The organism is Bacteroides stercorirosoris, from assembly GCF_900142015.1.
Classification (GTDB): Bacteria; Bacteroidota; Bacteroidia; order Bacteroidales; family Bacteroidaceae; genus Bacteroides; species Bacteroides stercorirosoris.
This window is the reverse complement of sequence record NZ_FQZN01000063.1, coordinates 1-14,556: the sequence shown is the minus strand read 5'-3', so window position 1 is coordinate 14,556 and position 14,556 is coordinate 1. Positions and strand designations below refer to the sequence as shown.

The 14,556-nt window shown below is 43.3% G+C and carries 15 protein-coding genes, 2 tRNA genes and 1 pseudogene; 6 read left to right on the top strand and 12 right to left on the bottom strand.

Annotation, left to right across the window (positions count from 1 at the left end; translation table 11 throughout):
• Together BUC01_RS24265 and BUC01_RS24260 are read left to right on the top strand one after the other, a co-directional pair.
• Positions 1-155: transposase (locus BUC01_RS24265; protein WP_073314595.1), on the top strand; the 155-nt coding region annotated here is incomplete at its 5' end.
• 36 nt (positions 156-191) lie between these two features.
• A pseudogene (locus BUC01_RS24260) lies at positions 192-359 on the top strand (transposase); the annotation flags it as partial.
• 152 nt (positions 360-511) lie between these two features.
• Here BUC01_RS24260 and BUC01_RS24255 read toward each other — a convergent pair.
• From BUC01_RS24255 to BUC01_RS24240, 4 genes are all read right to left on the bottom strand, one after another.
• Positions 512-584, bottom strand: a tRNA-Gly gene (locus BUC01_RS24255).
• 5 nt (positions 585-589) lie between these two features.
• Positions 590-675, bottom strand: a tRNA-Tyr gene (locus BUC01_RS24250).
• 64 nt (positions 676-739) lie between these two features.
• Positions 740-1,234: a 6,7-dimethyl-8-ribityllumazine synthase gene (ribH, locus tag BUC01_RS24245; protein WP_025835590.1), complete on the bottom strand. Its 495-nt coding sequence runs from the start codon at positions 1,232-1,234 to the stop codon at positions 740-742.
• Positions 1,235-1,380: 146 nt separating this feature from the next.
• Positions 1,381-2,064: a tetratricopeptide repeat protein gene (locus BUC01_RS24240; protein ID WP_073315162.1), complete on the bottom strand. Its 684-nt coding sequence runs from the start codon at positions 2,062-2,064 to the stop codon at positions 1,381-1,383.
• A gap of 234 nt (positions 2,065-2,298) precedes the next feature.
• On the opposite strand from BUC01_RS24240, the gene recF reads away from it, so the two are divergent.
• Positions 2,299-3,411 carry a DNA replication/repair protein RecF gene (gene recF, locus BUC01_RS24235; RefSeq protein WP_073315159.1) on the top strand — a complete coding sequence of 371 codons (1,113 nt, stop codon included), beginning with the start codon at positions 2,299-2,301 and terminating at the stop codon, positions 3,409-3,411.
• Positions 3,408-3,698 (top strand): DciA family protein, encoded by a 291-nt coding sequence (locus BUC01_RS24230; protein WP_073315156.1) that lies wholly within the window; start codon positions 3,408-3,410, stop codon positions 3,696-3,698. Before recF ends, BUC01_RS24230 begins: the two co-directional genes overlap by 4 nt.
• A gap of 4 nt (positions 3,699-3,702) precedes the next feature.
• Here the strand turns inward: BUC01_RS24230 and BUC01_RS24225 are convergent, their stop codons facing one another.
• Entirely contained in the window at positions 3,703-5,184 is a 1,482-nt protein-coding gene (locus tag BUC01_RS24225; protein WP_244895788.1) for a sensor histidine kinase, read from the bottom strand.
• 372 nt (positions 5,185-5,556) lie between these two features.
• On the opposite strand from BUC01_RS24225, the gene BUC01_RS24220 reads away from it, so the two are divergent.
• Positions 5,557-6,405, top strand: coding sequence for a helix-turn-helix domain-containing protein (locus BUC01_RS24220; protein WP_073315151.1), 849 nt, complete (start codon positions 5,557-5,559; stop codon positions 6,403-6,405).
• On the opposite strand, the gene BUC01_RS24215 is transcribed toward BUC01_RS24220, so the two are convergent.
• From BUC01_RS24215 to gap, 7 genes are all read right to left on the bottom strand, one after another.
• A complete protein-coding gene (locus BUC01_RS24215; protein ID WP_025835592.1) occupies positions 6,353-7,174 on the bottom strand; it encodes a histidinol-phosphatase in 822 nt (273 codons plus the stop codon). The genes BUC01_RS24220 and BUC01_RS24215 overlap by 53 nt on opposite strands.
• Complete coding sequence (locus tag BUC01_RS24210) at positions 7,171-7,677, bottom strand: 5-formyltetrahydrofolate cyclo-ligase (RefSeq protein WP_244895787.1); 507 nt, start codon at positions 7,675-7,677, stop codon at positions 7,171-7,173. Before BUC01_RS24210 ends, BUC01_RS24215 begins: the two co-directional genes overlap by 4 nt.
• Complete coding sequence (locus BUC01_RS24205; protein WP_025835594.1) at positions 7,619-9,361, bottom strand: S41 family peptidase; 1,743 nt, start codon at positions 9,359-9,361, stop codon at positions 7,619-7,621. Before BUC01_RS24205 ends, BUC01_RS24210 begins: the two co-directional genes overlap by 59 nt.
• A gap of 88 nt (positions 9,362-9,449) precedes the next feature.
• A complete protein-coding gene (locus tag BUC01_RS24200) occupies positions 9,450-9,911 on the bottom strand; it encodes a dCMP deaminase family protein (RefSeq protein WP_025835596.1) in 462 nt (153 codons plus the stop codon).
• A 19-nt stretch (positions 9,912-9,930) separates the two neighbouring features.
• Positions 9,931-10,446, bottom strand: coding sequence for a DUF4847 family protein (locus BUC01_RS24195; protein WP_034524773.1), 516 nt, complete (start codon positions 10,444-10,446; stop codon positions 9,931-9,933).
• Positions 10,443-12,500: a M3 family metallopeptidase gene (locus tag BUC01_RS24190; protein ID WP_025835599.1), complete on the bottom strand. Its 2,058-nt coding sequence runs from the start codon at positions 12,498-12,500 to the stop codon at positions 10,443-10,445. The genes BUC01_RS24195 and BUC01_RS24190 overlap by 4 nt, the downstream gene beginning before the upstream one ends.
• 216 nt (positions 12,501-12,716) lie before the next feature.
• Positions 12,717-13,727 carry a type I glyceraldehyde-3-phosphate dehydrogenase gene (gene gap / locus BUC01_RS24185; RefSeq protein ID WP_025835600.1) on the bottom strand — a complete coding sequence of 337 codons (1,011 nt, stop codon included), beginning with the start codon at positions 13,725-13,727 and terminating at the stop codon, positions 12,717-12,719.
• Between the two features lie 139 nt (positions 13,728-13,866).
• Between gap and mscL the strand changes: the two genes are divergently transcribed.
• Entirely contained in the window at positions 13,867-14,304 is a 438-nt protein-coding gene (gene mscL, locus BUC01_RS24180) for a large-conductance mechanosensitive channel protein MscL (RefSeq protein ID WP_025835601.1), read from the top strand.
• Positions 14,305-14,556 lie beyond the last annotated feature (252 nt).

The window sequence follows — 14,556 nt, the reverse complement described above, 5'->3', positions numbered from 1 at the left end:
ACTATTATGAAACAATACTAAACTATTTCGTTAACAGGGAAACGAATGCATTTGCAGAATCATTCAATGCAAAAATTAAAGCGTTCAGAACACAGTTTAGGGGAGTCGGAGATATACCATTCTTTATTTTTAGATTATGCAAACTGACAGCGTAAATTTAACATACCCACAGGGTTTTCGGACTGACCCCAAATACCATGCAGAACTATTATGAAACAATACTAAACTATTTCGTTAACAGGGAAACGAATGCATTTGCAGAATCATTCAATGCAAAAATTAAAGCGTTCAGAACACAGTTTAGGGGAGTCGGAGATATACCATTCTTTATTTTTAGATTATGCAAACTGACAGCGTAAATTTAACATACCCACAGGGTTTTCGGACTGACCCGGTTTTCGGACTGACCCCTTCTTGGTTGACTTCAACCGCATAGTTTCGTGCAGAATCAGCACCCTCTAAAAACAAAAATCAGATAGAAATCTTGCGATAACTATCTGATTTTCAGAAGAGCGGAAGACGGGGCTCAAACCCGCGACCCTCAGCTTGGAAGGCTAATGCTCTATCAACTGAGCTACTTCCGCAAATTTGGTGGGCAAAGATGGATTCGAACCACCGAAGTCGAAAGACAGCAGATTTACAGTCTGCCCCATTTGGCCACTCTGGTATTTGCCCTTTTTTGCTTTTGAGTAACTTTGGTTAAGCACCTTGTTTTCTCAATTGCGGTGCAAAGATACGACTATTTTTGTAAACTCCAAGCGAAATCGATCATTTTTATTGCAGTAATTGCACATTCGTCACCTTTATTACCCAATTTGCCACCGGCGCGGTCCTCTGCTTGCTCCATCGTATTGGTAGTAATTAATCCGTAAATTACTGGTACATTGCCAGTTGCATTCAATTGAGCGATTCCTTGAGTGGCTCCCATACAAACATAGTCAAAATGTGGCGTATCTCCTCTTACTACGCAACCAATTGCAATAACTGCATCGACATTGCTGTATTCTATAAATTGGTTGGCACCAAAAGTCAGTTCGAAACTTCCCGGAACAGTTTTCACCAAAATATTTTCGTCTCTGGCACCATGTTTTTTTAATGTATTCATTGCTCCCTCTAAAAGTTTTCCGGTGATGTCGAAGTTCCACTCTGAAACAACGATACCGAACTTCATTTCTTTTGCATCGGGAACGGAATTAAAATCGTATTCTGAAAGGTTATGATAAGCTGTTGCCATAGTTATTCAAAAAATTAATAATTAAAGAATTTAAAATTAAAAGAGGAAGGAAAAAAGAAACGGATTACACGGATTACACGGTGTTTCTTTTGTCCGCGTAAAATCTGTGTAACCCGTGTCTGATATACTGTATATAATAAGGTATATTACTTCTTCAGTAATTTGGCTTGTTCGATGTACTTATCGATATCCATTGCCTGATAAGAACGGAAATATTTGTCCTTAATCTTAGTATATGCCTTGATTGCATCATCATACTTGCCTTGTTTAACAAGGATTTCTCCGGCTTGCTGCAAATAGATGGGGCTGAGTGAATTGTTGTCAGCTTCATCAGCAGCACTCATCAACATGGAAGCAGCTTTGTCCAGCTGGCCTAACTGTGCATAGCAGTTACCCATGGCGCCTTTCATAGCGGGAGCTATCATCTGATCTTTTCCATTGAAGCTGTCCAGTGCTTTCACTGCATCTTCGTATTGTCCCAAGTGAGCGTAGCAAATACCCATGTATGCTTTTGCCAGATTAGCAGCTTTGGTTCCGCTATATTCATTGGCTATTTTAGTAAAGCCTACAAATCCGATGCTGTCACCATTCAAGGCTTGTTCGTAAAGGTCGGCTTCGAAATATTCCTGTCCTTTGAACAATGCGGCCTGTGCTTTTTCTTCACGTGGTTCGGCATAAAGGTTCTTGTACATTACTATACCGGCAACGATAATGATAACTGCTACCACTGCACCGATAATTGCTTTTTTGTTTTTAATGAGAAATGCCTCCGACTGTGTCAGTGCTTCTTCCACATTCAAGGCTTCGTTAGCTTTCTTTTGTTCTGCCATTTTTATATATTCTTTTTGTTATTATTCTTATTTAGCCATTTCGACCCGCAAAAGTAACTTTTTTATAGGTATCAACGAAATTTAGCGGCATCTTTTTTTCTTTTACATCGGAAAACTCAAAATTCTTCCTGCTTTTGGATAATATAAACTGTATCTTGGCATTAAAAATAGGCAAGCTTATTTTGTACTGCTTTCAGTTTAGATTATCTTTGTGACTGAATTTAGTGCTGTAATATGATACTGAAACGCATATCTATACTTAATTATAAGAATCTGGAACAGGTGGAGCTTTCTTTTTCGCCCAAGTTGAACTGTTTTTTCGGACAGAACGGCATGGGGAAAACAAATCTGCTTGATGCCATTTACTTCCTGTCGTTCTGTAAAAGTTCGGGCAATCCCATTGATTCGCAGAATATCCGCCACGAACAGGACTTTTTTGTCATTCAAGGTTTTTATGAGGCTCCCGATGGTACGCCGGAGGAAATCTATTGTGGCATGAAGCGCCGGCAGAAGAAACAATTCAAGAGGAACAAGAAAGAATATACACGTTTGTCCGATCACATCGGCTTCTTACCTTTGGTAATGGTATCTCCTGCCGATTCGGAACTGATTGCTGGAGGCAGTGATGAACGTCGCCGTTTCATGGATGTTGTGATCTCACAGTACGATAAGGAATATCTGGAAGCTCTGATACGTTACAACAAAGCATTGGCTCAACGGAATACCTTATTAAAGAGTGAAGTTCCGGTAGAGGAGGAGTTGTTTCTCATCTGGGAAGAAATGATGGCGCAGGCGGGCGAAATCGTCTTTCGCAAGCGTGAAGCCTTTATCAGTGAATTCATTCCTATCTTCCAGTCTTTTTATTCCTTTATATCCCAGGATAAGGAACAAGTGGGGCTGACGTATGATTCGCATGCCCGTGATGCCTCCTTGCTGGAAGTGATAAAGGAAAGTCGCGTACGCGACCAGATCATGGGATTCTCTTTGCGTGGTATTCATAAAGATGAACTGAATATGCTTCTGGGCGATTTCCCCATTAAGCGGGAAGGTTCTCAGGGACAAAATAAAACTTATCTTGTCGCCCTGAAACTGGCACAATTTGATTTCCTGAAACGTACCGGTGCTGCTGTCCCTCTACTTTTGCTGGATGATATATTCGATAAGCTGGATGCTTCCCGCGTGGAGCAGATTATCAAATTGGTGGCTGGTGACAATTTCGGGCAGATATTCATAACGGATACCAACCGGGAACACTTGGATCGTATTCTTCATAAAGTGGGTAGTGATTACAAAATGTTCCAGGTAGACCAGGGAGTTATCACAGAACGGGAGGAGGATGAAGCATGAAGCGCAATGATGCGGAGCAGATAGGTGCACTTATTCGTAATTTCCTGCGTCAGGAGAGTTTAGAGTCGCCGTTGAATGAGCAACGGCTTATCAGTTCGTGGGCGGAAGTGCTGGGGCCTACTATTGCATCTTATACCCGTGAACTCTATATTCGCAATCAGATTCTATATGTACACTTGACGTCGGCGGCTCTGCGCCAGGAATTGATGATGGGGCGTGACTTGCTGGTGCGCAACCTGAACCGTCATGTGGGGGCGCAAGTAATCACAAATATTATTTTCCGATAGAGAATCAAGCCGGAATTTCCTGGCAAACTTTAGCTTCAATAGGTAACTTAATTTCAAATCTCGCTCCCTCGCCGAGCTTTGATTTTGCGCAAATCTCCCCGTTGAAATGCTCTACAATCGTTTTGCAAATGGCAAGTCCCAGTCCTGTGCCTTGCACAAAGGAATCTCCTTTATAGAACCGTTCAAAAATGTGACAGAGCACCTCTTCCGACATACCTTTTCCATTGTCTTCAACAAACAGCTCTACTACACCCTCACCAGCCCGGTGATATCCTATCTGGATATTTCCCTTAGTAGTGAACTTCACCGCATTATTTATAAGGTTGTTCATCACCTGTCCTAAACGTGCCGGATCGGCTGTGACTTTCATGTCCTCCTCTGGTAAATCTATCATCAGTTTCACTCCAGGCTTAACATTCAGCCGTTGCATGCGGGCAATATCAATCAACATTTCATTCAAAGAGAAGGTGCAGATATTAAATTCCATTGTGTTCGATTCAATCTTCGACAAATCGAGAATATCCGAAATCAGTAGCATTAGTAGCTCACCGTTCTTTTCGATGATTGCCGCATACTCTTCTATTTCTTCGGGAGTCAGTTCGGCTTGTTCGCTGACAAGCAGGGTAGAAAACCCTACAATAGCATTTAGTGGAGTGCGGATTTCATGGCTCATGTTGGCAAGAAAAGCACTTTTTAACTGGTCGCTGCGTTGCGCTTTGTGGAGGGCATCGTTCAGTGTATCTTCAATATCTTTATGTCGTTGTGTGCTCATGCAGATGCCAATGATGCGAAAAGGTAAGTCTGAAAGTTGGCCTACATAAGTTGATTGTCCTTCAAACCATTCCCATTTTCCATCACCGCGGCGTAAACGGAAAGGAACAGGGTTTTCATACAGATTGCCATTCACTTGTTGCCCAAGAGCTTCAAAGAGGTCTTTGCGGTCATCAGGATGTACCAGATCAGCATACTGCTCCATGGTCAACGTATAATCTTTTGTCGGGATTTTCAAATAATCGAAATAGCGCGGATCAATTATCATCAGATTGCGTTCCATGTCGAACGACCAGGGAAAAATCTGTGTCCGGCTCAAGGCTATATTGAGCATGTGTCTTTGTGTACGCTCTTCAAGTACGTTCCGCAAGTAAATGATGATTTTTACCAATTTGCCCTCTTCGTATATTCCGGTAATTCCTCCTTGTATAAGAAAGCTGATATTTACTTTGGGTTCGTGTATAAAGCAATTTGTCGAAAACTGAATAGTACGGTTCCTCTGTTCTATCTCTTCCAGAAAATGAGGTAACAGATTCTTTTTGTCCTGAATGATTTCAATGATTTCGGTTGCAGGCTTACCGGTTATTTGCTCTAAGTTTAGTTGCAATTCTCCCAGTAAAGAGCCGTTTATTCGTTCGATGGTTTTATCCGGATTAAGAATCATTACGCCAAGCGGCCATACATCAAACAGTTGTCTGGAAACAGCATTTCCCACCCGTACGTCTTTTGCTGTTTTGCTCCGTGAGTACAGGTGCCAAAGCATTACGCACAAAATGAATATTAAAACAGATAGTATCGCGATAATTATAAGTAAATTATTGTAGTTCATAATCAAATTTTATTCGTAATCAATTTAAAGTTGTGTTAAGTGAACAAAGGTCGTATTTATCTTTCGTCCAGGCAATGGATTGTATTGGAAGTGATATTCTATTATTATCTTCTGATATTCCATTATGTGCAGATTGCTTACTTTTAACGGTGAGTGTAATGAATATAGAATAGAATTAACAAGTAATTAACTAAAAAGGATGTTAATATCATGACTTTTGCAACCAAAAAGAGGTTTTAGCGTTATAGCAACAAAAATATGGGTACTCCAGAATTACATATATCTACAGATTTCGCTACTGACGACCATATCAGCCAGGAGAAGTTGCTGGCATATTTCTCTGTTCTCAGAAAAACGAAGGCTTTTATTTTCGCTCTTTGTATCCGGGGGCGTGTTAAGGTGGTGATTAATCTGGTGCAATATAATATTGGCTCCGGCACGATGATAGCCATTCCGGCAGATAGTTTCATACACGTGCTGAAGGCGTCGGAGGATATACAGATGCATGCTATCTTTTTTTCGTTACCATTCATTCATGAAACTCGTCTGGATAAGCCGACTATCAATACATTCTATATTATTAGTGAACGACCTTTACTGCCATTGCCTGAGAAGATTTTCAGTATTTATACCGATACCTTTTCATTGCTCACAAGAGTACGTAGAGATGCACCGTTTCTGTTCAGCCGTGCCACGCTGAAATCTATATTGGAGGCACTCTTACAAGGATTTACGGAACTTGGTCAGAGAAAAGCCTTATTACAGGTGGCACCTCCCGACAAGCAATCTGCTATCTTCCGGCAGTTTGTTCGCTTGGTGCAGGATCACTATACGCAACAACATCAAGTGCAATTCTATGCTGCTGAAATGGGGTTGAAACCAACCCAGCTTTGCCATATTGTGAAGAAAAAATCGGAAGGACAGACGGCTATGCAGATTATCAATAATGTTCTGATTTTGGATGCCCGGACATTATTGCGCACCACATCTACTCCTGTGAAGGATATTGCGCTGAACTTGGGATTCAACAACGCATCGTTCTTTAATCAATTCTTCAAGAAGCATGTAGGCATGACGCCACAGCAGTTCCGCAATTCAGAAAAGTAGGTTTGTCTACTCTCTTTATCTTCAATGCTTTTAATTCTTCTACTGCGCGATCATAATATACCGTAGTTTCCAAATCCTTATTGTCATGTGCATCCAGCCCAATGATAGCTGTGCAGCCTTCGTTGGCGGCGATATGCCAAAAGTCCGGGCACGGATAAGTCTGCAGGCCGTGTGCTTCGTTGTAAGCTATATATCCTATGTTATATTCCAATGGGATATTGAGCCGTGCGGCTGTACGGCAGATGTGGCGGCTCACCAACTTGCAATGCCGGTCGAACCGGGGGTAAGAGCGCATGAATAAATCCGGGTGTGCCAGACAGCAGAACAGACCGCTTTCCATTCCCTCTATAGCACTCTCCTCATACAATTCCAGCATATCAAGGTTCTCTGTATGGTGACCGAAGTAAGGGAACTTCTCATCCGTGTGATAGTGATGATTACCAAACAGGATATAATCCAACTGATACTCTTTGATTTGCTCTTTCAGCCAGTGTGTGTAAGCAGGAAAGTATTCACATTCCAACCCGATTTTGATACTTATCTGGTTGCGGTATTTTTCGCGAAGCGAGTGCAGGCTTTCTATGTAATCCGGTAGCTCTTCAGGAAGCATACGCATATCGGCTACATAATCAGTGTGATACTTCCACGGGGTGTGGTCCGAAAATCCGAGTTCCTGATAACCGCCTTTGATAGCGCTGAGTATGTAGTCTTCGTCACTACCCGTAGCGTGCATGCAGCGGGTAGTATGAGTGTGATAATTTGTTTTCATCTGATTGTTATAATCGTATCCATGCGGATGTCGAACGGCTCCGCAGGCACTTCTTCCACTAATTGAAAAGGAAAACAGATGCCGGCTTTAAATGCCGTGAGGTGGGGAAGCAGTCGGTCATAGTAACCTTTGCCTCGGCCTAGACGGTTGCCGGCAGCATCAAAAGCTACGCCGGGAATGGCGGCGAAGTCTATAGCTGCATAGTCGGTGAAGCGTTCTCCGGTTGGTTCTTCTATTCCATAAGCTCCTGTTGCCAGGTCTTCAGGACCGGTGTAGACGCGCAATTCCAGGTTGTCACCTACGACAACCGGAAGCAATATCCGCTTTTCACGGCTCCACTTCCGGACAAATTCGTGCGTATCAACTTCGTCCTTCAGCGAGTAGTAGAGCAGGACGATGTGTGCCGCCCTGAAAGCCGGGTGGGCTTCCAGGACAGCAAGTATTTCAGCAGACTGGGATTGATGCGTAGTGGTAAGCCCGTGCCGGGTCTTTAACTGTGCCATACGCTTCCGCAGTTCTTTTTTTCTTTCCTTCATCTTTCTTTTCTTCTTTCAAAGCTTCTTCCGGAGCTTTCGGGAATGCTTCCCCATTCTCCAGAATTTCTAATGCCTTTTGCACGGTCGGATCACCCTGGTTGATATACTTGATGTAGGGCTCTCTGCCTAATATGTTATAGATGATATTACCGTACAGGTTTCTCTCCAACAGTTTATGAGACTTGTGGATGAGAATATTACGTCTCTTTACCCCCTTGCTGTCAGCGAAACGGATGAACTGTTCCACAATCCCTTGTTGGCGGAGATACTTGAGCATATCTTCTTCATTCTCGAACTCATTCAGCTTGGCCCGGTTGCGGTCAGAATATTGGAAGCTGAACTGTAACGTCAAGCCTTTGTTGAGCACTTCAATCAGATAAGAAGAAGTACCGGTTGTATCTTGTGGAACGAATATGTCAGGCATGATTCCGCCACCACCATAAACAGGACGTCCCAGGCGGGTGGAATAACGCAGATTTTCATCCAACTTGATACTATCTTTAGAGAAGAACTCACCATGTTCGTAACGGGTCAGCCAGTCCATTTCATACTTGGAGTCTTTACCATTCTTATACGGGCGCTGGATGCAACGGCCGGAAGGAGTATAGTAGCGGGCGATTGTCAGACGGATGGCCGAACCATCGCTGAAATCAATCGGTTGTTGCACCAATCCTTTACCGAAGGAGCGGCGTCCCACAATAGTACCACGGTCATTGTCTTGAATAGCTCCCGCAAAAATCTCGCTGGCAGAAGCGGAACCTTCGTTGGTCAGCACTACCAAAGGCATTTTCTGGCAACTGCCTGTTCCGTTGGCATAGTCTTCCGTGCGCGGATATTTGCGTCCTTGTGAGTAGACGATAAGTTGTCCTTCCGGCAGGAATTCATTTACCATGCGTACGGCTGCTTCCATGTAACCGCCGGTATTGTCGCGCAGGTCGATAATGATTCCTTTGCAACTCTTGTGACTAAGCTGTGCAATCGCATTCAGCAATTCCACATGAGTAGTACGCCCGAATTTACTGATTTGGATATAACCGTAATCGTTGCTGAGCATATATGCTGCGTCGATAGTGTTCTGTGGAATATCGCCGCGGGTAATGACGAAGTCCAACAGATTCTTTTCCGTGGCACGCTTGACGCTCAATTTTACTTTTGTACCTTTGGGCCCTTTCAGAGTGCGCATCGCTTTTTCATTTGTCAAGGTTTTACCAACAAAGAGGCTGTCGTCTACCATGACGATGCGGTCGCCCGCCATCAGTCCTACCTTTTCGGACGGACCTCCCTGGATGACACTGTTCACATGAATAGTGTCTTCCTGAATGGTGAATTGGATGCCGATGCCACTAAAACTACCTTCCAGTTCAGAATTGACTTCTTCCAGATTCTGGGCAGGGATATACGTGGAGTGGGGGTCTAGCTCTGCCAATATCTGTGGCATCGCTTTTTCCACGAGGTCCGTCATGTTGACGGTGTCCACGTACTGGTCTTCAATAACCCGCAACAAGGCATTCAGCTTGTTGGATGAGCCGTTGATGATGCCCAGCGTATTTCCGGCGAAATGTCTGGCATAAAAAGTTCCAATCAGAATTCCCATTACTACGCTGATGGCGATAATAAGCGGAGTAAAACGGGAAGAGTTTTTTGTACTCATGTTCTTAAAAGTTGTTAGCTACGAGCTACAAGCTACGAGTGGTGGCTGTATGCTTCGTATATTTTTGTTTATTGTTTGTTTAAGGTCTTTATTCATTGCTTGCAGCTTGTAGCTCGTCACCCGTAGCTACATATACTACTTCGATGCCTGCGCGTCTCAGCAATTCTATTCCGTCTTCCAGACGATATTTTTCGGAGTAAACCACCCGTTTGATGCCTGCCTGGATAATCAGTTTGGAACATTCGATACATGGGGAAGCTGTGACATACATGGTAGCGCCGTCGCTGCTATTGTTGGAACGGGCTATCTTGGTGATGGCATTGGCTTCGGCATGCAACACATAGGGTTTGGTCACATTGTTGTCATCCTCGCATATATTCTCAAAACCGGCAGGCGTACCATTATACCCGTCGGAAATAATCATTTTGTCCTTGACGATAAGTGCACCCACCTGGCGGCGTATACAATATGAGTTTTCCGCCCAGATGCTTGCCATACGTATATAACGTTTGTCCAATGCTTCTTGTTTTTCTTTAGCAGAACTGTTCATAATCTCTTTTTCTTAATTACTAATTATTACGTTGTGGGGCAAAAGAAATAAACTTTGTAGTTGCCCCCTCATTATAATAAATATATAGGTTCTTATTGTCTCCGCCATATCTGACCGCATTCTTAAGTCCTTCCACGAATGCTTTACCTAAATATTTGTCGGCATCGGTTCCTGTATTTTTAGTCTCTAACACAAGTGTCCGGTTTTCTCCGTTGGCATTCCAACTTCCGCTGACATTGACGGAGGTTACTTTTCCGGAGAATGTGCCTCCGCCGATGGAGTTGCCCAGGTCGGCTCCATCGAATGTCAAAGTATAGTTGTCCCCTACAATGGTTTTAAAACTTTGTATTCTCGCTTCTTCATTTCCCTGCCAGAAGTCATACATCTTATTTTGTCCTTCCACTGCAATGTAAGTCATGTACCAGGTCTTTCCGGTGAAGATATCAACAACATCATCTTCTTGGTCACAGGCGCTCAATACGGGAGTAAGTAAGGCTACCAATAACAGTTGCGTATATATCTTTATCTTTTTCATTTTTTTATTCCGTTTCTGATTAATAATGCGTCAATTGTCGGTTCTTGTCCGCGGAAGCGTTTGTAAAGCACCATCGGGTGTTCCGTTCCTCCTTTGGAGAGTATGTTTTCGCGGAATGAGGCGGCTACTTCCGGATTGAAAATACCTTTCTGCTTGAACAGTGAGAAAGCATCGGCATCCAGCACTTCCGCCCATTTGTAGCTGTAATATCCGGCAGAATATCCACCGGCAAAGATATGTGAGAACTGGGTACTCATGCAGGTTTCTTCTATTACGGGCAGAATTTGCGCTTTCGCCCATGCTTTTTTCTCGTAATCTTTCACGTCACCGTCAAATGGGGCTGTACGGGTGTACCATGCCATATCCAACAGGCCGAAACTGACTTGACGCAGGCAGGCATAGGCAGCATCGAAGTTGGAAGAGTCTACAATGCGCTGCACCAGTTCATCCGGAATCAGCTTGCCGGTCTGATAATGCCTGGCGAAAGTATGGAGAAATTCCTTTTCAGTGGCGAAGTTTTCCATAAATTGGGAGGGAAGTTCCACAAAGTCCCAATATACATTCGTACCGCTCAGACTCTCGTAAGTAGAATTGGCAAACATACCGTGCAGGCTGTGCCCGAATTCGTGCAAGAATGTTTCCAGTTCGCCAAAAGTCAGCAAAGCCGGTTTATCCTTAGTAGGCTTAGTGAAGTTCATGACGATGGATATATGTGGGCGGCTGTTTTCACCTGTCGTTTCATCAATCCATTGCTCTTTGTAGGAAGTCATCCATGCGCCTGAACGTTTGCCATCTCTGGGGTGGAAGTCGGTATAGAGCACGGAAAGAAATTTACCGTCTTTGTCGAATACTTCATAGGCATCCACATCTTTATGGTAGACCGGAATATCGTCGTTCTTCTTGAACGTGATGCCATATAAGCGGGTAGCCAGCCCGAATACGCCTTCTTTCACTTTGCTCAGTTCGAAGTAGGGGCGAAGCATTTCGTCGTCTATCTGGAATTTCTGGTCTTTCAACTTATGAGAATAGTATGCCCAGTCCCAAGGCATAACAGTGAAATCATTGCCATTCAGTTGGCGTGCCAATGCTTCCACTTCTGTATATTCCTGTTTGGCGGTGGGAGTGTAGGCATCCAGTAACTGGTTCAGTAATTTATATACGGCGTTGCTGTTTTCCGCCATTCGCTCTTTCAGGTTATATTCAGCGAAACTGTTGTATCCCAGAAGTTTGGCAATAGCCAGGCGGGTGTTGACCAGCTTCTTTACAATCTCCTGATTATTGGTTTCATTGTCATGACTGCATTTTGTATTGTATGCCATGTAGAGCTCGCAACGCAAGTCGCGGTTGTTGGCATACATCATGAACGGACTGTAGCTGGGAGCTTGCAAAGTGAATACCCATCCTTCCACACCTTTTTCTTTGGCTGTTTCGGCGGCTGCATCAACAGCGCTTTGTGGCAGGCCGGACAGTTGTGACATGTCCGTCAGCACCAGTTTGTAGTCATTGGTTTCTTTCAGGTTGTTTTCTCCAAATTGCAGGGTCAGCAGGCTGAGTTCTTTGCTCAGAGCACGATACTGTTCTTTAGCTTCTCCTTCCAGATTGGCGCCGCTACGGATAAAACTATTGTATACCTCTTCCAGTAACTTGTTTTGCTCAGGAGTGAGATTCGCTTGGGCTTTTTGGTCATATACCGCCTTGATGCGTGCAAATAACTTTTCGTTCAGAGTGATGTTATTGCTGTGTTCACTCAGTAGCGGCATCATGGTTTTGGCCAATTCCTGCATATCGTCATTTGTCTCCGCACTGAGTAGGTTGCCAAACACGGTGCTGACCTGACTTAATAATTGCCCGGACTTCTCATAAGCTGCCACGGTATTGGCAAAAGTGGGTGCCTCCGTATTGCTAATAATGGCATCGATCTCCGCATCGTGGCGGCTGATACCTTCACGGATGGCGGGTTCGTAATGTTCGGTCTTTATTTTATCAAACGGAATAGTTCCGTGTGGGGTGGAATATTTCTCGAAAAAAGGGTTTTGAGCCTGTATTATATTCATAAGGCAAAGTAATGTTATAGTTAGTTTTAATTTTATCATACGATGAATGTATCGGTAAAAATTATCTAACTGCAAAATTGCAAAAAAAATAGCTGATTCGACGAAGAACCAGCTATATTTTAACAAAGTATATTATTCAACTTAAGGCGGTTATAAAAAAAACAGGCAACCTCAATGAGGCTGCCTGTTTATATGGTTGTTCAGATACTCTGTTGATTAGTTGTTAACTGAAGCCATGTGAGCGATCAGGTCAAGAACTTTGTTAGAGTAACCGATTTCGTTGTCATACCAAGATACAACCTTAACGAAAGTATCAGTCAAAGCGATACCAGCTTTAGCATCGAAGATAGAAGTGCGAGTGTCACCCAAGAAGTCAGAAGAAACAACAGCATCTTCAGTGTAACCCAGAACACCCTTCAATTCGCCATCAGCAGCAGCTTTCATAGCAGCACAGATTTCAGCGTAAGTAGCCGGTTTAGCCAAGTTTACTGTCAAGTCAACTACAGATACGTCCAAAGTCGGAACACGCATAGACATACCAGTCAATTTACCGTTCAGTTCAGGGATAACTTTACCTACAGCCTTAGCAGCACCAGTAGAAGAAGGGATGATGTTACCAGAAGCAGCACGACCACCTCTCCAGTCTTTCATAGAAGGACCGTCAACTGTTTTCTGAGTAGCAGTTGTAGAGTGAACAGTAGTCATCAAACCGTCAGTGATACCCCAGTTGTCGTTCAATACTTTAGCGATAGGAGCCAAACAGTTAGTAGTACAAGAAGCGTTAGAAACGAACTGAGTACCTTTAACGTAGCTCTTTTCGTTAACACCGCATACGAACATCGGAGTGTCGTCCTTAGAAGGAGCAGACATTACAACGTATTTTGCACCAGCTTCGATGTGAGCTTGAGCTTTATCTTTAGAAAGGAACAAACCTGTAGATTCAACTACATATTCTGCACCTACTTCATTCCACTTCAAGTCAGCAGGATTTCTTTCTGCAGTGATACGGATAGCGTTACCATTTACAATCAGCTTGCTGTTTTCAACATCAGCTTCGATTGTTCCGTCGAACTGACCGTGCATAGTGTCATACTTCAGCATGTAAGCCAAGTAGTCAACCGGGCAAAGGTCGTTAATACCAACGATTTGAATATCGTTTCTTGTCTGAGCAGCGCGGAATACGAAACGTCCGATACGTCCGAATCCATTAATACCTACTTTAATCATTTTGTTTAAACTTTTAAGGGTTTTATAATATTTGTTCAAATATCTCTCATCTCTGGTGCATTTATTTCCGAAATGCGGTGCAAAAGTAAGAAAATGTTTTTATATTCGCACTTAATTTTATAATTAAATAATGGAAAAGATGGGAAAAAGTTCATTTTTACAAGATTTTAAATCATTTGCCATGAAAGGCAATGTGATAGACATGGCTGTCGGTGTAATTATTGGTGGCGCGTTTGGTAAAATTGTCTCCTCTGTGGTAGCAGACATCATTATGCCGCCTCTTGGCCTGTTGGTGGGCGGTGTGAACTTTACGGACCTGAAGTGGGTAATGAAACCTGCCGAGGTAGTGGATGGTAAAGAGATTGCGGCCGTCACATTAAATTATGGTAATTTCCTGCAAGTGACGTTTGACTTTCTCATCATCGCTTTCTCCATTTTCCTGTTCATCAAGTTGCTGACAAAACTGACAACCAAGAAAGAAGCAGAGGCTCCTGTAGCACCTCCTGCTCCTCCTGCACCGACCAAAGAAGAAGTGTTGCTGACGGAGATCAGGGATTTGTTGAAAGAAAAACGATAAATAGAGCAATCTCAGGACTCTCACCATACCCGGTCCGTATCTGGGCCGTATCAAAGCCGTATCAAGTCTAAGCGTATAGATACGGAGAAAGTACGGCTTTGACACGGGGAGGGTACGGGGAAGCCGGATAAATAGAACAATTTTTGAAGGCTTTTAATAGGGATATTCAGTAAATGTCCCTCTTTCTAATAAATTAAGAGAACAGTTTTACTTTACGTGAGCTTTTCTCTTAATTTTTTTCTGTAAAGTCTC

Bases quoted from the DNA above. Each gene is read 5' to 3' on its own strand.
- BUC01_RS24190 (WP_025835599.1), bottom strand. From the start codon at position 12,500: ATGAATATAATACAGGCTCAAAACCCTTTTTTCGAGAAATATTCCACC.
- BUC01_RS24215 (WP_025835592.1), bottom strand. From the start codon at position 7,174: ATGAAAACAAATTATCACACTCATACTACCCGCTGCATGCACGCTACG.
- BUC01_RS24230 (WP_073315156.1), top strand. From the start codon at position 3,408: ATGAAGCGCAATGATGCGGAGCAGATAGGTGCACTTATTCGTAATTTC.
- BUC01_RS24195 (WP_034524773.1), bottom strand. From the start codon at position 10,446: ATGAAAAAGATAAAGATATATACGCAACTGTTATTGGTAGCCTTACTT.
- mscL (WP_025835601.1), top strand. From the start codon at position 13,867: ATGGGAAAAAGTTCATTTTTACAAGATTTTAAATCATTTGCCATGAAA.
- ribH (WP_025835590.1), bottom strand. From the start codon at position 1,234: ATGGCAACAGCTTATCATAACCTTTCAGAATACGATTTTAATTCCGTT.
- BUC01_RS24205 (WP_025835594.1), bottom strand. From the start codon at position 9,361: ATGAGTACAAAAAACTCTTCCCGTTTTACTCCGCTTATTATCGCCATC.
- gap (WP_025835600.1), bottom strand. From the start codon at position 13,727: ATGATTAAAGTAGGTATTAATGGATTCGGACGTATCGGACGTTTCGTA.
- recF (WP_073315159.1), top strand. From the start codon at position 2,299: ATGATACTGAAACGCATATCTATACTTAATTATAAGAATCTGGAACAG.
- BUC01_RS24200 (WP_025835596.1), bottom strand. From the start codon at position 9,911: ATGAACAGTTCTGCTAAAGAAAAACAAGAAGCATTGGACAAACGTTAT.
- BUC01_RS24210 (WP_244895787.1), bottom strand. From the start codon at position 7,677: ATGGCACAGTTAAAGACCCGGCACGGGCTTACCACTACGCATCAATCC.
- BUC01_RS24240 (WP_073315162.1), bottom strand. From the start codon at position 2,064: ATGGCAGAACAAAAGAAAGCTAACGAAGCCTTGAATGTGGAAGAAGCA.
- BUC01_RS24220 (WP_073315151.1), top strand. From the start codon at position 5,557: ATGGGTACTCCAGAATTACATATATCTACAGATTTCGCTACTGACGAC.